This window comes from Paenibacillus sp. FSL H3-0329 (genome assembly GCF_037963285.1).
GTDB classification, from domain to species: Bacteria; Bacillota; Bacilli; order Paenibacillales; family Paenibacillaceae; genus Paenibacillus_AQ; species Paenibacillus_AQ odorifer.
In genome coordinates, this window is the sequence record NZ_CP150150.1 from 289,907 (window position 1) to 308,302 (window position 18,396).

The window sequence follows — 18,396 nt, forward strand, 5'->3', positions numbered from 1 at the left end:
GTTTGCTCGTGTGGTGTGATGGTGGAAAGATTATGTAGTGAAGTTGGCTAGAACAGGCTAGTTTTGATTAGTTTTTGCTTCTGCGATGGTGAAGGCTTTGATGGAGAGATGCTTTAGGGAAATTCTCCCTAAAAAAACGCGAAAATAGCTTATAAATGCTGTTATTAGGGAATTCCTCCCTAAAAAACGAGGAATACGCCTGTTTATACGCAAAACGGAAGAAAATCAGGGAGGATTTCCCCAATTATGATCGTGTGATGCTTAAAGTGCAGAATATTAGGGAGGATTTCCCTAATTATGATCGTGTGATGATTAAAACACAGAATTTCCGGGCGATGTTCCCTAAAAACCATCTATAACATTCGGTAAACACCAACAACTATTAAACCTTCCCAAACACCCGACAAAACTCCCCACAAAACTTCCCACACCACCCCCAACAAAACCCCCACCAAACATCCCCGTCCCAAACACCTTCCTCAACTAGCCGATCTCGTCCCTCACCTAAACCAGCTATTTATCTTATAGTCAGTTAGGGGGATGCATACTATAATGAAATCACTCTAGAGTACAGGATTTGGTTATTCTTCAGGTGGGAGTGAAGCTAGTGACAGATAAAGATCCATTATTTGATCGTTTTTTCGACAGTATGGAATCATTGGCAGATGCGATAAGTGAATCGCTCCAGTCTCAAGTTACCATTGAGGACAGCAATCATCATGTGATTGGCTACAGCTCGCATGAATTTGAGAGTGACTCCGCGCGGATTTCAACGATTATCGGGAAGCGTGTACCTAACGCTGTGATTATTGGCTTGCGCAAAAAAGGGATTATGCAGCAGCTGGAGAGCGCGGCACATCCCATTCGAATTCCTGCGGTGCTGGAGGTGGGACTTGGTCCCCGGCTGGCCATTTGTATCAAACATCAGAAGGAAATTCTCGGGTACATATGGGTAGTAGATACAGGCAACCTGGTAGAAGGGCATGCCGAAAATATCGTTGAGAAAGCGGCAGGTATCGTAGGCCGTTATTTACTTAAGCAGCGAGGCTGGAAAACGAAGCAGGATAAAACGCATGAGGATTTTTTCTGGAAGCTGATTACCTCCCACTACGACAACGAAGCAAATATTAAAAAGGATGCGGAATTTTGGTCCATTCTTTTGCCGGAAAAATATTATATTAGCGTGTTTGAGAGTGACAAGATAATCGATGATCATTTAATACTCCGGTTTCGGCAGGTTATGGCTTCTTATTCCGGCCTGCAATTATTATTTCTGACGGCTGAGCACAATCGGCTGATTATTTTGTTTTCCTTCAGCTTTGTGATCGAGGGGGCGGGTGGATTATCTTCATTCCTGCATAAAACAATGGAGGATATGTATAAGAGTGAAGGCTGCACACTGGCTGCTGGCTGTAGTCTCGATTACACTGAATATATGTCCGCGGCTATTGCCTATTGGGAAGCGGTATCCATTGTGGAGATCAAAAAGCTGCTGCCTTTTCATGGGCGGGAGCTGCTATTGTACGAGGAGATTGGATTTTGGGCATATATACCGGCTATTATGGAGCAAAAGCGCAGTCGAATTCGTAAAAGCCCGTTGCTATATCCGCTAAAAGAACATGATCGCGAGCATAAAAGTGATTTTCTCAAAACCATCGCTGTCTATTTATCATTAAGCGGCAATTTAAAGGAATCTGCGGCTTTTTTACATATACACACTAATACATTGCTTTATAGATTAAACCGAATCGCAGAGATTACGGGTAAAAGCTTGAAGGATACGGGTTATCGGACTTCTATTTTCCTCGATATTTTGACGGAAGAGACACGGCAGCTTAACCAATGGTTTGTCGATGCCTGGGAATCATGAGAATTAAGCACCAACCCGGTGACGAACACGTACAATAACCTATATTTAGAACCTATAACATTGGAGGGACTAAGCATGGTGAAGGAAGTTCGTTCACCCGATGCCCTTGACTTTGAGCGCAAAATGAGAGAAAGCATCGTGGAATCGGCTGAAGCTTTAAATGAAAGTGGAGTGGATTTTGCAACATTTGATGATTCCCGCTGTAATCCGCTGTTTTGGACACGTACAGAGATTGGTGGACTTCAGCTGAACGCTGGCGTGGAACCCACAGTGGGGATTAAAGATATTTTTCGGAATGGACATTTATATGCCTTCGAATGCGCGACAGCCATGGTTATTGTTTTGTATAGGGCGACAATTGAAGCTATAGGTGAAGGAGCCTTTAATAAGTATTTTAAGGACTTGTTCTTATGGGACTGGAATTATGACGAGAATTTACGCTTAATCACAAACTACAACAAGGACCACACGCAGCGGGGAGACGTTGTATATTTCAAGAATCCCGATCATGCTCCGAGCAAGCCAGAATGGCAGGGCGAGAATGCAATTAAGCTTGAAAATGATCTGTTCTACGGCCATGGCATAGGGATTACTACTGGAGAGATCATCATAGACTCTCTGAATCAGGAAAGAGTATATGGGAGTGATATCTCGGCCTATTTAACGGATGAATCGGTGCATCCAGACTTTAATTACTTACAGCGGTTATCTGCAGGAACGGTTTTACCGGCAGCCAACAATAGAAGCTTCCGATACACTGTATGTTCAAGAATAGGGTCTAGAAACTATATTTATAAGATATAGCGTCTGCCTATTGTATACTTACTGAGCAATGCAAAGAGAGGGCACTTTTGTATTGTTCATTTTTTATTCACAAAAGAAAGGGATGGAGCTTCAGATAACTCTGAAAACTCTATCCCTCTTTTTTAATTAAGGACTACCACGTCGTTTCTAATTTGTTATAGCTCAATAAAATCGTTGCGGAATTTCTCGAAATCAGATTTTCTGCATTCCAGCTCAAGGCGTGTGCCTGTTTCTTCATAGCTAGTAGATTGAACATGGGCATGTTCATTGAAATAAGAGACTACATTACCCCGATCAAATGGAACCAGAATCTCGCACTGGACATAGTCCGTAAAAACATGGCTGCGGATCAGAGCGGTAAGTTCAGCCATTCCACTATTTTGCTTGGCGGAAAGGTAGACATTGTCACCTTCAATTTGCGGGTAAGGCAAATCAGTCAAATCAGCTTTATTATAGGCATAGATCGTTGGAATCTGGTCAGCACCGAGTGCTTTAAGCGTCTCATCCGTAACCGCCATATGCTGTTGATGCTGCGGATCGGAAATATCGACTACGTGAATCAATAAGTCCGCTTCGGTAACCTCTTCAAGAGTGGAGCGGAACGCTTTGACCAGATGATGGGGAAGCTGGCTGACGAATCCGACAGTATCTGTTAATAAAAAGGTTTTGTGATCAGGCAGCTCAATGCTGCGAACCGATGTCTCTAGTGTAGCGAACAGCATATCCTTGGCGAATACTTGTTTATTGGAACCTGGATGGTAAGTCTCTACCATGACATTCATTAAGCTGGACTTTCCGGTGTTCGTATAGCCTACAAGGCAGACGACGGGAACTTCATTTTTATGCCGTTGTTTCCGCTGGATTTGACGTCTTGCTACTTGTTGCTGCAGTTCAACCTGTAAAGCAGTGATCCGCTCTTCAATTCTTCTGCGGTCCAGCTCTAGCTTGGTTTCACCCGCACCTCTGTTTTTAAGTCCAGCTCCGCCACCTTGTCTGCCCAGCGACTCACGAAGACCTGTGAGGCGCGGCAGCATATATTGCAGCTTGGCTACTTCAACTTGCAGCTGTGCTTCCTTGGTCTTCGCTCTTTCCGCAAAAATATTCAAGATTAGAATGGTCCGGTCAATGACCTGACGGTCCAGTGCGGACTCCAAATTGCGGATCTGTGAAGGTGACAGTTCGTCGTTAAAAATAACAATAGGAGCATCGTGTGCTTCTAAAAGTGCCGATAATTCCTCGATTTTACCTGTCCCGATATAATGGGAGGGGTTAATTCGACTTGCCTTTTGACTAAGCTCTCCTACGACTTCAAGGTCACAGGCAGCTGCCAGATTGCTCAGCTCTTCCATCGAATAGGCGAAATTCGTTTCGTTCTGAAGCTGGACACCGACTATAATTGCTTTTTCTCGTATTTGTTCCATATATTTATTCATCCTCCAATAGTAAATAATAAACGCAAAAAAACACAGGCAATCTGCCTGTGCTTACGGTTCGTTAGAGGACGTCAGAGTTAGGGCCTTCCATAGGTAGAATGAATTAAACAACAGTCCAGTCGCAGGGAAGAGGCACTTTGATCCCTTGCGAGCAGCAGTTGGCTAATCGGCTTCTATGGATGTTCAATTCTTAAAGGAATGGAGGTGAAGAGAATCCTCCCTACACGCTGTTGTTAAATTATCGGGTTACCTTTAAAAATGGGTAGACCAATCCTGAGTCCTCTGCACATGGGCAGAGCTTTAGCGCTATTCAATTAGCCGCGCAAAGTTCTAACTCGGATAAAGTCTATCACACGTAACCCTCCGTTCATAAAAAGTTAAGTCGAGTTTACCACATTCGTTATTTAGTGGCAAATCTCTATTTAGGCTCTGGAACATCTCTTGTATTTTAATTACATCCAATAATTCTAAACAATGTTTACATATCATATATGAATTGATATATAGGAGGTGTGATGAAATTGCCTGTTCTGTCCACAAACACCATTATTAATTTACCTGTCGACGGTACTCGGCCAATAGATCAAGTAGTGATCAAAGTTGTTAACAATGGATCGGCTGGCGCGTTTTGTTATATTACGGGCTTATCCAATAGTGTCAGTCCCCAGGCCATTTTTGTTGAAGAGTTATTTGAGCTGCAATATCAGGAGACCTTAAGCAAGACCTATGTCATGGTAGAGGATTTATTCCAATTTAATTTTGTATATTCGCAGGAGAAGATGAAGATTCAGGTTTTTCTTGTTGATGTGGACGGTGTATGGACCGCCGTTGATCTTGAAGTGTTTCAAGTGAGCCGGATAACCTCGGAAATACGTGATAACGTGACCGTTACATCGACTGACTTCGCAGCAATCAGCTTTATGAGGCGTCCCGGCTTTGCTATTCCACAAGGTCTTGCGGCTGAGATTCGACCGGCGGCTTTAGATGTTATGTCCAAAAGACCAGTGCGCTATATGATCGTTGCAGGCGGGACACTTGATGGGACCTTCGAGAATTATCCTACACCGACTACGAATATTCCTGCCACGGACACGGCACTGCTAGTGAACTATACCTGCACTACGGTCACGGGTGGAAAAGTTATTATGCAAGGTACAGGATCAGGGATTTCTGGTGCGTATGCGAATCTGGCGGTCAATTTGCTTAATGAGCGACTCTCATACGAGTTCCATGATGAACCTGTCACATTGGTGGTAAACTCCCTCTCGGGCGGGGATGATCTCGCAGTCACCTTTAAAATGTCCGAGCAATGGTAATTATTCTTGTGAAAAAGGAACATTCGCATCTACGCGAATGTTCCTTTTGCTAGTCATTTAAGTCTCTACGCAAGGTAAAGAGATCTTTCAGAGCCTCAGTGGACAGCTCGGTAATCCAGCCTTCTGAGCTGGAGATCACATTGTCGCTGAGCTGCTGCTTATTCTCCAGCATTTCATCAATCCGTTCTTCGAGTGTACCCAGGGCGATGAACTTATGCACCTGGACATCACGAGTCTGGCCCATGCGGTAAGCGCGGTCAGTTGCCTGATTCTCCACCGCTGGATTCCACCAGCGGTCGAAGTGGAATACGTGATTGGCTGCAGTTAAGTTCAGGCCAACTCCCCCAGCTTTGAGTGAAAGGATGAATACATTCGGCTGATCAGACGGCGGTGCGTCTGGACGTGTAGACCCATCTTCCGCAGCAGGGGCTGGTGTCTGAAACCGCTCGATCATACGGTCGCGCGCCTGTTTGGAGGTGCTTCCGTTCAAATAAAGGACAGGTTCGCCCAGCTCCTGCTGGAGAACCGCCTGAAGCATTTTTCCCATACCCACATATTGAGTAAAAATCAGGCAGCGCTCGTCTTCCGCGCGCAGCTCCTTGACCATATCCAGCAGTCTTTCGAGTTTGGAGGAACGGTTAATAAGAAAGCTGGTATCCAGCTTGTTGTCCGTATCCAGTTCAGGGATAGCCTCTTTTGTTACAAGCATCGGGTGATCGCATAGCTGCTTAAGCCCGGTCAGAGCTCCAAGAATTGCCCCTTTGCGCTCAATGCCTTCCAGCTTCTTCATCCGTTCCAAGAGTCCATTTACGGTCTGATCGTAAAGCGCTGCTTGCTCGGCAGTCAGATGAACATAGGTTTTCATTTCGTTTTTATCAGGTAGATCGAGCTGTATATTAGGGTCTTTTTTCTTGCGGCGCAGCATGAAAGGTTTCACTAGATTTTGTAGGTCCGCTGTACGTTTCGCGTCGTGTTCCTTCTCAATAGCATTCGTGAATCGGTCATTAAAAGACTTGGCGCTGCCCAGATAACCTGGGGTTATAAAATCATAAATGGACCACAGCTCGGATAATCTGTTCTCTATAGGCGTCCCTGTTAAGGCAACCCGGTGTAGTGCTGGAAAACTACGCACAGCAGCGGATTGTTTGGTTTGGGCATTTTTAATATTTTGAGCTTCATCCAGGCAGATCGTCGCCCAAGTGAATTCCTTCAGCAGCTCCTGGTCAAGCGCGGCAGTCGCATAAGAGGTGAGTACCACATCGGCTTGCGAAGCTGCGCCATAGAAGAATCCTGCGTCCAGACGGCGGCTTCCGTAATGAAGCATAACATTCAACGAAGGCGCGAAGCGTTGCAGCTCCTTCTGCCAATTGCCTAACACGGAGGTCGGGCAGATGATCAATGAAGGCCAACTTGGTGGGTCGGTCTGCCGCCGGGCTGAGCTTGCATCCGTGTTCTCTTGGATGTGTAGCAGATAGGCGATGAGCTGTACTGTTTTGCCTAGTCCCATATCATCGGCTAGGCAGGCCCCCAGCCCAAAGCGGCGCAGAAAGGTCAGCCAGGCGAATCCTTCATGCTGATAGGTGCGCAGCTCCGCCTTAAGGCTTGCAGGTACGGGCGGCTTAGGCCATTCTGAGCGCTGGCCCAGCTGACCGATAAGGCTGATCAAATGCTCGTTCAGCTCTACCTCCAGACGCAGACGCGCGGCATCCTCTTGCAGCTGCTCTTCCGTAGCTTCAGCGTCTGCCTCTTCACCTGCTCCTAGCAAATGGAGCTGAAGCACGTCTTGGAAGGACAAGCCTTGCGACTTGTCCATTCCCGCCATGGCTCTTTGGATCTGCGCCAGCAGAGCCGGATCGAGCGAGACCCATTTGCCCTTGAAGCGGACGAGCCGTTCCCCTCTTGCGACCAGCTCGGCAAATTCGGCCTCAGTGAGATCCGCGTCGCCGATGGAGATTCGCCAATCGAAATCGATGATCGAATCGAGACCGAACAGCGACTCACCGCCGCTGCGTTTGTCTTCGCCGGAGCTGATCTTTGCGCGCAGGCGCGGCTTTTTCCGGCTGGCGGCTTCCCACCACGCCGGCAGCAGCACTTGCCAGCCTGCTTCCAGCAGCCGCTGGCTCTCGGCCGTCAAGAACCGCCAAGCGATGGCATCGCTGAGCGGTTCGGCCAGCACATCGCCGCCCGCCGCGAAGCGCTCGGGCGGCAGACTGCCGCGGAGGCGCTCCAGCCATCCCGCGGCCCGTTCATGCACGTGAGCCGACCACGCGGCCGGCCACAAGCCGTACGGCTCGCCGTTATCGGCGAGCCTGATGGGAACAAGCGCGGATTCATCGCGCTTGTCCTGAAGGATCAGCTGCAGCCGCCAATAGGATTCATCCTCATCGGGCTCCAGTAGCTGTAGCGCGGGCCGGAAAGGCGCGGTGTCCGCCTTCCAGCCAATGGCGATAAGCCACGCGGCGGTATCCATGCCCGCTGCAAGTGCTCCGCTTCTATCGAAGAGAAGCGGGAATTCGCTGCGGAGGTCGCCGGCCTCGGCCTCCGTGCTGTAATAGCGCTGCGATACGGCGGCAGAGAACGCCGCACGTAATCCGCGGCTAAATTCGCTGCCGCCATTTAGCGCCTCAAGGGCTCCCTTAGCAGTGTCACTGTCCACTGCCACCTGCGCAAGAGCCCCTTCGTCCCAAGTCCATTGCAGCCTCCCGGCGCGGTAGGCTGAGATGTCGGGAATATACTGTTTGTGCTCCAGACATATTGCCAAAAGTGGCGCCAGTTCTGTGAGCTGGGCGGCATCGCCCTCCCAGCTCCATTCGATATGCGCCAGAAGCTTCTGCTCGGCAAAGAAGGGGATGACCTGCTCAGCAGGAAGAATCACTAGCTCCACGCCTTCGCCAGCTGGCTGCACGGTTAACTCCGTACCATAAAAAGACGCTTCATGCCAGGCGAAAAGCCGCTGCTTAAGCTGCAAGCCCGGCACGAGATCTTCGCGCTCATTCATTCCAAATATTAAAGCATCGCCATACTGGCTTAATGCAAGCCGGATGGTCAGCGTGCGTAAATGCATGTTCATGGTATTAGCTTTCCTTTCCGAAGCTCCTCTTGCAGCGCACGGAGCCTGCTATGCCTAATGGCGAAGGCAGTGAGGAACTCTTCCCAGCGTTCTTCTTGTTTCAGCTTTTTATACAGCTTGGATAATCGTTTCAATAATTTCACAGCCGCTTTGTAGCTATGTCTGTTCTTATCCAGCACAAATCTTTCGGCGGCCTGATGGTAAAAGGGCAGCAGAACCTCAGGCGCATTCTTTTCCACCGGTTGGAGGTCTTTGACACGAAATTCGGAGGGCTGTTTACCGATGGACAGCTGATAATCCATCCAGGTCTGCCATTTCTCATAGGTGATTAGCTTCTCTTCATAGACTTCGCCAGAGATAGGTAACATGGTGGCTAGTGTATCCCACATTTGCGGCTCAGCTTCAGGCAGGTGGCGAACAGCTTCTTCCCAACTGGTTGAATAGCTATTGAGATTATAGAGTCTGCTGCTCAGCAGTGGACCGATTTGAGCAAGCCAACCCACCAAACGGGACCAGTCCCCTGCAGCCAGCAGAGGAAAGGTGAAGCTCATGAGCTCATCGGGATGGAGACCCGGGCGCTCGGCCGCTTTATTCAATAAGTCCCAAGCCTTCTGGTCATCCATCAGATAGTAATACATACGGCTCTGAGCTAACAGCCACGCATGTTGTGAAAGGGAAGCACCTAATTCACCTTCTGCTTGCTGCAGCTGTTCGATTTCATTCAGGTAAAGCTTAGTTCCACCTATATTCGGATAAATCCAATTTCTCCACAGCAGATCATAGCTAAGAGAAAAAGAGGGTTGATCCCGTGAGCGATCCCGTGACTCCGTCAACATCTCGCGCCGCAGATAAGATAAAGTATCGATGACGTATGGCCATAGATCCTGCTCTTGCTCGGGGGACAGCGGAAGTGTCTTTTTTAAAAGACCTGTGATTACTTCCTGTAGCTCTGAGACCGCTACCTGTGTGTAATAACCAAGAGAAGGGGCGTAAGCGGCCTGACCGACGGATTGCGCAGAAGGCTTAGCAAGCTTTTCCAAAAGGAAAAGATGAGCATGCAGAGTGAACAGCTTCTCCGTTTCCGGAAGCATTTTCGGTTTGAATTTATTGATTGCAGACAAGGCCCGACTCACATATTCAGGATTTCGGGTGGTATGGGCTAAAGGGGAGACACAGAATTCAAAATACTCCCGCCACTCCGTGATTTTTCCGCCAGCAATGCGGTTGGCCATCTCTTTCATTTGCTGCTGACGAGTTGCATCGGCTCCAATAGAGGCATTTGTTGCTGTGCTTGATATTTTGGGCAAAAAGGATGCAGCTTTAGCGTTGGCCAGAACCTGTACAGATCTATTCTGTTGTTCGGCATAATTCAGCAGCACAGCAGCCATATGTTTGCAATGACCTGATACTGGACAATTACAATGACAATTGGTGAAGCCGTCGAGATCAATGGTGACGCGGTAATCCTCTCTACCTTCAACTAGAGCGTTAATCTTACGAGGCTCCGTCATGGTAAACGGCTGCACTCGATTTTGTTTATAATATTGGAACCCTCGCTTGAGGGTAAGATCATCGAAATAATAGGCGACATTTTGGATGAGCTTACTCCACTGCGTATCATCCATAGCATAGGTTGGTTGCATACAATTGGTCTCCTGTAACGAAAATGGTCTTTATTTGTCTTTCATTATATCACTTCTGCAGGCTTCATCTTTAAATCGTTAAATTTTGATAGCTCGTAAGGAAACTCCGTTTAAAAGCTGGCGTGGAGATGATTAGAAGCTAATGGCTTGTATTGAACGGAAGGTCTGAACATATAATAATCGTACTGCAAGTTGGGTCATGATTATATAGGTGTCATTTACGAAAGATCAAACAAAGGTCAAAATTGGTCAAATAAATAAAAAGAACTAATTTTCTCGTGTGAAATCAGTTAATTCGCCTGAATTTGAGCGATAATCGGCTTAAATCGGTTTTGTTATTCCTCAGTTAGGGGACTATAATAAGGTCATAGGTCAAATAAAGTCAAAGTCAATGAGAGGAGAATGGATAATGTTTGATATGGTTCCTTTTGGTAAACGTAGAGATGATGCTTTTGGTATGCTGGCTAAGTCTTTGAATGATGTTTTTAATGATGATTTTTTTGCACCGATTAAGAGTTCCACGATGTCCTTCAGAACAGATATTCATGAGAGTGAGCAGGCTTACCTGATTGAAGCTGAACTTCCTGGTTTGAAAAAAGAAGAAATCGACATTGATTATGCCAGTCCTTATTTGACGATAAAAGCGGTACGTAAGGAAGAAAATGCCGAGGAGAACAATGAACATCAGATTGTACGCAGAGAACGCCGATATGGTGAATATGTGCGCAGATTCTATGTTCAAGATATTGCAGAGGAAGAAATTCGCGCGTCTTTGAAAGATGGAGTGCTGAAGCTGGAAGTTCCCAAACGGCAAAAAATGCAAGGTAAACGCATCGAGATTCAAGACGGAGATTCTAATTCTACGGGTTCGCAGTCTGAATAAGCATAAATTAAGCGGGATGAACTTCCGCTCAGTCTTTTAGAGATGGCAGCGGGCTTTTAATATAGTGTTATGAAATAGAAGGCGCATTGTAGTGGAGGATTCCGGCTATGGTGCGTCTTTTCTCGGAGTGCAATGGTGGTCGGTATGAGATTAGGGATGGAAAGGAGGAAGCGCGAGTGGCTAGTAAAAGCTATTATGATGCTTTGGGCGTGAGCAAAAAAGCTACTAAACAGGAAATTAAAAAGGCTTATCAGAAGCTTGCCAAAAAGTGGCATCCCGATGTTAACAAAGCCCCTGAGGCTGAGGCGAAATTCAAAGAAGCAGCTGAAGCTTATGAAGTGCTTGGTAATGAGGATAAACGGAAACTCTATGATGAAGAGCTGCTTTATGGAGCTCAACGTGGCAGAGCTAGTGGAGGGGCGGCGAGTGGAGCCTCTTCTTGGGATTCAAAATTTGGTGGAAGTGGAAGTGGAAGCTGGAACGGTGGGACTTATTCAACGGGAGGTTCTGGTATTTCGGAGGAAGATTTATTCGGGATGTTTTTTGGAAATCGGGGCTCGGCGGATCGGGCTGGCTTTGATTTTTTCTCGGGAAGTGGAACGGGGCGTGCGAATGGCAATCCGTGGGGCGAGGCCCGCAGTACTATGCAGGCGCAGCTGGATATTACCTTGGAGCAGGCTTATAAGGGCGCCACTGTAAGAGTACAGGTCAGCGACAAAACGGTGGATGTGAACATTCCGCCCAGATCCCATGAGGGTACAATTATTAAAATCGCGGGAAACACTCCGGGTGGCGATGTGCTGCTGGCACTTCATATTCTTCCTCATGATATTTATGAGATTCGCGATGGTGACTTATATGGCATGGTTGAAATTGCTCCTTGGCAAGCGGTATTGGGCGGAGAAGTGAAGGTTCCATTACCGGGTGGCGGCGCCGTGAAATTGAAGATTCCAGCAGGAATTCAGAGCGGTAAAACGCTACGCATCCCCGGCAAGGGCTTAAAACGTGAGAATGTTGCGAACGGCGATATTTTATTTGGTATTGAGATTGTTATCCCTGAACCCACCAGCGAAGCGGAGAAAAATCTGTACCGAAAGCTGGCAGACTCCAGCCCTTTCGAAGCCAGAGCTAAACGTCAAAGTACTGGCACCCAGCGGCAAAAGGCGAAAGTGGGTAATTAATAGATAGGTAGAAGAGGTAGAGGTGAGGTGATTTCACTCGTTTGTGATCAACTCTGATTGGTGAAAGGCTGAATTGAATGCTAGTTGCAGAACAGTAACTTATTTAGCCACTAACTATAAAAGAACTTTTCGCTCAAACGGTGAAAGTCGGCACTATGGTGGGAAAAGAGAGTCAAAAGTGTACTAGAAAGCGCTAGATGAGGCTCGTTGGTCGAAAAGAAAGGCAAAAGTGCCTTAGAAAGTGCCGAATGGGGCTCGATGTGCGAAAAGAGAAGCAAAAGTGCCTTAGAAAGCGCTGAATTAGGCTCGTTGTTCGAAAAGAAAGTCAAAAGTGCCTTTAGAATGTGACGAATGGGGCTCGTTGGGCGAAAAGAGAGGCAAAAGTGCCTTAGAGTGCGTCGAATGGGGCTCGATGTGCGAAAAGAACGGTAAAAATCCCGTAGAATGAGAGCAAAACTGCTAGTTACTCGAAAAGAGCGGCAAAAATCCTGCAGAATGAGCACAAACCAGCTAGTTACTCGAAAAGAACGGTAAAAATCCCGCAGATTGAGCACAAACCAGCCAGTTACTCGAAAAGAGCGGTAAAAGTCCCGTAGAACGAGCGTAAACCAGCTAGTTACTCGAAAAGAACGGTAAAAATCCCGTAGAATGAGAGCAAACCAGCTAGTTATAAGATAAGAACGGTAAAAATCCCGTAGAATGAGCACAAAACGGCCAGTTACTCGAAAAGAGCGGTATAAATCCCGTAGAATGAGCACAAAACGGTCAGTTACTCGAAAAGAGCGGTAAAAATCCCGCAGAATGAGAGCAAACCAGCTAGTTACTCGAAAAGAGCGGCAAAAATCCCGTAGATTGAGCACAAAACGGCTAGTTACTCGAAAAGAGCGGTAAAAATCCCGTAGATTGAGCACAAAACGGCTAGTTACTCGAAAAGAGCGGTAAAAATCCCGCAGAATGAGAGCAAATCAGCTAGTTACTCGAAAAGAGCGGTAAAAATCCCGCTGATTGAGCGTAAACCAGCCAGTTACTCGAAAAGAGCGGCAAAAATCCCCCAGATTGAGCACAAACCAGCCAGTTACTCGAAAAGAGCGGTAAAAATCCCGCTGATTGAGCGTAAACCAGCCAGTTACTCGAAATAAGCGGGATAAATCCCGCTAAATTAACCTATCCCCGGCCAAAAAGGCCGATTTAATATAATCACTCTTAAATAGAAAGGTGAGAGAGCTATGGATTTCAATAAATTAACTCAAAAGCTGCAGGAAGCAGTGGCTGCGGCGCAGTCGCTGGCATCAGACAGCGGTCATCAGGAGATCGATAATCTCCATCTGTTAAAAGCGTTGCTTCAGCAGCAAGAAGGTTTGCTGCCAAGATTGCTGCAAAAGATGAATATCCCTGTGGCTGAGCTGATGCGCAGCACGGATGAATTGCTTCAACGCAAGCCGAGCATCAGCGGGTCAGGAGCAAGCACGGTACGGCGTTACGCCTCGCAATCGCTGATTCATCTGCTGGAGCAGGCGGAGAAGGAAGCGGCGAAGATGCAGGATGAGTTTGTTTCTGTGGAGCATGCTGTGCTGGCCATGGTGTCAGATTCGAGCGGGGAGAATCGTGAGCTAAGGGATCTTTTTGTCCGCCGTGGGCTGACCCGTGAGAAGCTGATGTCGGTGCTTGCTGAGATTCGTGGACATCAGCGGGTAACCAGCCGGGAGCCAGAAGCTACTTATGAGGTGCTGGAGAAATACGGCCGTGATCTTGTAGCTGAGGTTCGCGCGGGCAAGATTGATCCAGTCATTGGTCGTGATGGCGAGATCCGCCGAGTAATCCGGATTTTGTCCCGTAAAACGAAAAATAACCCTGTGCTGATCGGTGAACCAGGTGTAGGGAAAACAGCCATTGTAGAAGGCTTGGCACACCGGATTGTACGCAAAGACGTACCGGAGGGTCTGAAGGATAAGACGATTTTTTCACTGGATATGAGTTCACTTGTGGCAGGCGCGAAGTTTCGTGGTGAATTCGAAGAACGCCTGCAGGCGGTATTGAGAGAGGTTCGCGAAAGCAACGGCCGCATTATTCTTTTTATTGATGAGCTGCATACGATTGTGGGCGCAGGTAAAACCGAAGGCTCGATGGATGCGGGTAATATGCTGAAGCCGATGTTGGCCCGGGGTGAGCTGCATTGTATCGGTGCCACAACGCTCGATGAATATCGCAAATATATAGAGAAGGACCCTGCGCTGGAACGCCGTTTCCAACAGGTGCTCGTGAGCGAACCCGATGTAGAGGATACGATCTCCATTTTGCGTGGTCTGAAGGAGCGGTTTGAAGTCCACCACGGGGTCAAAATCCATGACAGCGCCCTGGTAGCCGCAGGGGTATTGTCCAATCGTTATATTACGGATCGATTTTTACCGGATAAGGCGATTGACCTAGTGGACGAGGCTTGCGCCATGATCCGCACAGAGATAGACTCCATGCCGGGTGAGATGGATGAAGTGACCCGCCGCCTGATGCAGATGGAGATTGAAGAAGCGGCGCTTAAAAAAGAAACTGATGACGCCAGCAAACGCCGACTCGAAATATTGCAGCGCGAGCTCGCTGACCTGAAGGAGAAGCAGCTAGGGATGACGGCGCGCTGGGAGAAAGAGAAGTCGGCCATCCAAGGGATTCGCGATCTCAAAAAACGGCTGGAGCAAGCACGTAAGGATCTGGTCGATGCACAGGAGGAATATGATCTTAATAAGTCAGCCGAACTGAGCTACGGCATTATTCCTGATCTGGAGCGTCAGTTGAAAGCAGCGGAAGAAGCGGCACAGCAGGATCAGGATACAAGATTGCTACGTGAGGCTGTTACTGAAGAGGAAATCGCAGATATTGTCTCCCGCTGGACCGGCGTTCCGGTTAGCCGACTGGTAGAAGGCGAACGGGATAAGCTGCTGCGTCTGGAGGATACGCTGCATGAACGGGTAGTGGGCCAAGACGAAGCCGTCAGCTTGGTGGCCGATGCGGTGCTTCGGGCAAGAGCAGGAATCAAAGATCCGAATCGCCCGATTGGTTCATTCCTGTTCCTTGGCCCGACGGGTGTAGGGAAGACTGAGCTGGCTAAGTCGCTTGCGGTATCTCTTTTTGACCGCGAAGATGGCATGATCCGTATAGATATGTCGGAGTATATGGAAAAGCATAGTGTCTCCCGTCTCGTCGGCGCACCTCCAGGATATGTTGGATATGAGGAAGGCGGGCAGCTCACGGAAGCTGTGCGGCGTCAGCCTTATACTGTAGTGCTGCTCGATGAAGTGGAGAAGGCGCATCCCGATGTGTTTAACATTCTGCTGCAGCTGCTTGATGATGGACGGCTGACTGATTCACAAGGCCGAATGGTTGACTTCAAGAATACAATCATCATTATGACTTCCAATATCGGTTCACCTCATCTGATTCAAGGCACCGATGAAAAAGGTCAGCTCACGGAAGCTGCCAAGGATAGAGTGATGAAGGAACTGAGTGGTCATTTCCGTCCAGAGTTCCTGAACCGGGTGGATGACATTGTAATGTTCAAGCCGCTGACACTGGGTGAGATCGAGAAAATTGTGGACAAACTGGTGGATGGATTGCGTCTACGTCTGGCAGAACGGGCGATCGGGCTGGCATTAACTGAATCGGCGGTGCGTTTTATCGCTAAGGAAGGTTTTGATCCTGTGTATGGAGCAAGACCGTTGAAAAGATTCATCCAGCGCAGCTTGGAGACACGTGTGGCACGTGCGATTATTGCTGGTGAAGCCGCAGAGGGATCAGTTATTCAGGTAGATGAATCCGGCAACGAGCTTGCGGTAACCATTCTGAAGCCAGAAGTCGATGGGCCACAGAGTTCTGAATTGAGTTCTGAATAAAAAAAGCGTCCACAAAACCGTAACGGCTTTGTGGACGTCCTTTTTATTGTAAGCCTCACTCCACCCAAGGGATTAGATGAGGCTGTTCATCCAAGATGGACATATATTGCTCTTTCCAGCCGTATTTGCCGTCGGGGTCGAGGAGCATATAACGCAGATATTTTTCGAGCCGGAACTCGGCTTTGGACCAACCGAGATGCTTGAGCCGCAGGTTGCTTAGCTGATGAGACAGCTCGAAGATATTTTCCGGGAATCGCCCACAGTGCTGTGGGGATTCATTCCATACATAGTTGAAGTCTTCTTTATAGCGAAGCAAAAAAGGGCGGTAGTTCAGATGAGAGCGCCAGTAGGTATCCTCCCTGTAATGGTTCGCGTTCCATAAATCGTAAAGGCGGAAGCAGAACAGATCGACCCCATCAGCAAACAGCAAGGTATCTATATTTTCCGCGAAGCTGGTTTCAAAGATCTCATCCGCATCCAGACTCAGAATCCACTCGGGATTTGTCTTTAGGACTTCCTCCCACTGCTGTTTTCGCAGCTCAATTTCATTGCTGAACTTGGATTCGGTATTATGCACGAGATGAACGGGAATGCCGTCAAGTGCTTCCAGACAGACAGCTGCTGTATTGTCGGTGCTGCCGTCATCAATAATGACAGCCTCATCGATATATTTGCGGTGTTCCTCCAGAACCTGTCGCAGGAAGCGCCCGCTTTCATTTTTTACAACCATGGTAAGGGTTAGCTTGGGGCGTTTTTTGGTTATAGGAGCAGCTGCAGCCTCATTGGAATTTTCCTCGATGGGTGTGGGTGCCGATTCAGCTTTTACCCCTGTTGTTTCTCTGATGAAATCTTCAACCTTGCTCAAATCACTATCTCTGTACAAATGAAGGGCAGGATAATGGGTATCAACAAATAGTGGAATGCCAAGGGCCGCGGCACGAATGCAGAAATGGCGATCCTCGCCCCAGTATGAAATGTTCCGGATCTGATTGTAGCTCACCCCGGCTTTTATCGCATGCTGGCTAATCAATGTACAAGCGCCGAGACCCCCCACTTCATAGATTCCAGGATTGCGGAGTTTGGCTATGAATTCATGAAATCTGCGGTTGATCTCCTCGGGTTGCAGTTTTTCGCCGGGAAGTACCTCCCACTGATTGTATTCGTCATGCATCCAGACCTGCGGCTGAAACATGGTATCTGGCTGCCACTGTGTCCAAAATACTTCTGAAATAATATCTTTGTTCGTCCCTATTAAATGTCTTAGCGTATCTGGGTGGAGGATGAGGTCAGAGTCGATCAGGAAGAGGTAGTCATAGTTCAGGGTTTGCGCTCGGTTAATCATGAGGTTTTTGAAGTTGGCGACTTTCCAGACTAAATCAGAATTCCAAAAGTGGGTCGTATCATTGCGAATGTACGCATCGTGAAAGCCGGAGCTTTGAATAAAAATATGCTCACCCTTGCTTTTGAATTCCTGGAGCAGCCGGCTGGACGCTTCATCATCATTGTCATCAATCAGATGGAAATCCAGTTCGATTTGCTCAATATTCAGGCGCAGCAGGGAATTCAGAAATTCTCGCAACACATTGGGCTTTTGATGGATCGGGCTGCCGATTAATACGCGTGTCTTATTCATTGCGGCCTCCTTGGGGGACTCTCCCTTTCTTCCGAGAGGTATAGGTATGTTCTCAATATATTTACAGTTAGATAGTAATAATCCTTATTTCGCAAAGTTCTTATAGTAAATGAGAAATGAGAGTTGGATAAATTGAACTTTTTAGATATATTAATTTTTATGGATCTGCTGTACAATTACCGGATAATTAGATAAGAATGCCAGCCAGATGAGCACAGGAATGAGACTATGGATAAATCACCGCTAAAAGCTCAGTAGTTAATCAATCTGTTACTGGCCATGAATCCTCGTGCGGATGTGTTCTGGTATGATTCAAAGGTAAATACCGACCTCTGCTGGATGGGGATGTTGAGGAAATATACGTACCGGAAGAGACAGCGAAGACTGAAGCTCATATTGGTGGCTGAACAGAGTTTAGGAGAGTAGTCACGATGAAGCTGGTCCATCAAGGTTTTTATAACGGTCTGACTTTCCAACGTGTGGTTCGTGGATTTATTGTCCAAGGGGGTATTGCGACCCTTGGCATACTGTATTCGGAAGAGTCATTTCAGGTATGGACCATGTGGATACTTTAAAGCGTGGGGATGAGTCATGAAAAAGGTCGGAATTATCAGTTCCCTCAATATTACATTAATGTGAAATGCTATCCATTGTAATTCCTAGTATCCCGATATACAATATA

General features: G+C 47.6%; 10 protein-coding genes and 1 pseudogene. 7 read left to right on the forward strand and 4 right to left on the reverse strand.

Features of this window, described 5'->3' with window-relative positions:
- Positions 1 to 607: 607 nt before the first annotated feature.
- Positions 608 to 1,870, forward strand: coding sequence for a helix-turn-helix domain-containing protein (locus tag NSQ66_RS01335; protein WP_339279516.1), 1,263 nt, complete (start codon positions 608 to 610; stop codon positions 1,868 to 1,870).
- A gap of 75 nt (positions 1,871 to 1,945) precedes the next feature.
- On the forward strand, positions 1,946 to 2,674 hold the full coding sequence (locus NSQ66_RS01340; protein ID WP_036687267.1) for a hypothetical protein: 729 nt from the start codon (positions 1,946 to 1,948) through the stop codon (positions 2,672 to 2,674).
- Positions 2,675 to 2,829: 155 nt separating this feature from the next.
- On the opposite strand, the gene hflX is transcribed toward NSQ66_RS01340, so the two are convergent.
- Complete coding sequence (gene hflX / locus NSQ66_RS01345) at positions 2,830 to 4,095, reverse strand: GTPase HflX (protein WP_036687269.1); 1,266 nt, start codon at positions 4,093 to 4,095, stop codon at positions 2,830 to 2,832.
- Between the two features lie 527 nt (positions 4,096 to 4,622).
- Here hflX and NSQ66_RS01350 point away from each other — a divergent pair.
- Positions 4,623 to 5,423 (forward strand): hypothetical protein, encoded by an 801-nt coding sequence (locus tag NSQ66_RS01350; protein ID WP_076141420.1) that lies wholly within the window; start codon positions 4,623 to 4,625, stop codon positions 5,421 to 5,423.
- Between the two features lie 49 nt (positions 5,424 to 5,472).
- Here NSQ66_RS01350 and NSQ66_RS01355 read toward each other — a convergent pair whose 3' ends face one another.
- Entirely contained in the window at positions 5,473 to 8,493 is a 3,021-nt protein-coding gene (locus NSQ66_RS01355; RefSeq protein ID WP_076141419.1) for a DEAD/DEAH box helicase, read from the reverse strand.
- Complete coding sequence (locus tag NSQ66_RS01360; RefSeq protein WP_076101143.1) at positions 8,490 to 10,136, reverse strand: SWIM zinc finger family protein; 1,647 nt, start codon at positions 10,134 to 10,136, stop codon at positions 8,490 to 8,492. Before NSQ66_RS01360 ends, NSQ66_RS01355 begins: the two co-directional genes overlap by 4 nt.
- Positions 10,137 to 10,545: 409 nt before the next feature.
- Here NSQ66_RS01360 and NSQ66_RS01365 point away from each other — a divergent pair, with 409 nt between their 5' ends.
- The 3 genes from NSQ66_RS01365 (at position 10,546) to clpB (ending at position 16,081) form a co-directional block, all read left to right on the forward strand.
- Entirely contained in the window at positions 10,546 to 11,019 is a 474-nt protein-coding gene (locus tag NSQ66_RS01365) for an Hsp20/alpha crystallin family protein (protein WP_076101144.1), read from the forward strand.
- Between the two features lie 176 nt (positions 11,020 to 11,195).
- Positions 11,196 to 12,200 (forward strand): J domain-containing protein, encoded by a 1,005-nt coding sequence (locus NSQ66_RS01370; RefSeq protein WP_170914215.1) that lies wholly within the window; start codon positions 11,196 to 11,198, stop codon positions 12,198 to 12,200.
- A 1,226-nt stretch (positions 12,201 to 13,426) separates the two neighbouring features.
- Positions 13,427 to 16,081 carry an ATP-dependent chaperone ClpB gene (clpB, locus tag NSQ66_RS01375; protein WP_076141418.1) on the forward strand — a complete coding sequence of 885 codons (2,655 nt, stop codon included), beginning with the start codon at positions 13,427 to 13,429 and terminating at the stop codon, positions 16,079 to 16,081.
- A gap of 55 nt (positions 16,082 to 16,136) precedes the next feature.
- Here clpB and NSQ66_RS01380 read toward each other — a convergent pair whose 3' ends face one another.
- Positions 16,137 to 17,714, reverse strand: a complete 1,578-nt coding sequence (locus tag NSQ66_RS01380) for a glycosyltransferase (RefSeq protein WP_076141417.1) — start codon at positions 17,712 to 17,714, stop codon at positions 16,137 to 16,139.
- 434 nt (positions 17,715 to 18,148) lie between these two features.
- Between NSQ66_RS01380 and NSQ66_RS01385 the strand changes: the two are divergent.
- Positions 18,149 to 18,309, forward strand: a pseudogene (locus NSQ66_RS01385) (peptidylprolyl isomerase); the annotation flags it as partial.
- Positions 18,310 to 18,396: the final 87 nt, after the last annotated feature.

What these genes read in the sequence shown, in the direction of transcription:
- NSQ66_RS01340 (WP_036687267.1), top strand. Translation starts at nt 1,946, where the DNA reads ATGGTGAAGGAAGTTCGTTCACCCGATGCCCTTGACTTTGAGCGCAAA.
- hflX (WP_036687269.1), bottom strand. Translation starts at nt 4,095, where the DNA reads ATGGAACAAATACGAGAAAAAGCAATTATAGTCGGTGTCCAGCTTCAG.
- NSQ66_RS01350 (WP_076141420.1), top strand. Translation starts at nt 4,623, where the DNA reads ATGAAATTGCCTGTTCTGTCCACAAACACCATTATTAATTTACCTGTC.
- NSQ66_RS01355 (WP_076141419.1), bottom strand. Translation starts at nt 8,493, where the DNA reads ATGAACATGCATTTACGCACGCTGACCATCCGGCTTGCATTAAGCCAG.
- NSQ66_RS01360 (WP_076101143.1), bottom strand. Translation starts at nt 10,136, where the DNA reads ATGCAACCAACCTATGCTATGGATGATACGCAGTGGAGTAAGCTCATC.
- NSQ66_RS01365 (WP_076101144.1), top strand. Translation starts at nt 10,546, where the DNA reads ATGTTTGATATGGTTCCTTTTGGTAAACGTAGAGATGATGCTTTTGGT.
- clpB (WP_076141418.1), top strand. Translation starts at nt 13,427, where the DNA reads ATGGATTTCAATAAATTAACTCAAAAGCTGCAGGAAGCAGTGGCTGCG.
- NSQ66_RS01380 (WP_076141417.1), bottom strand. Translation starts at nt 17,714, where the DNA reads ATGAATAAGACACGCGTATTAATCGGCAGCCCGATCCATCAAAAGCCC.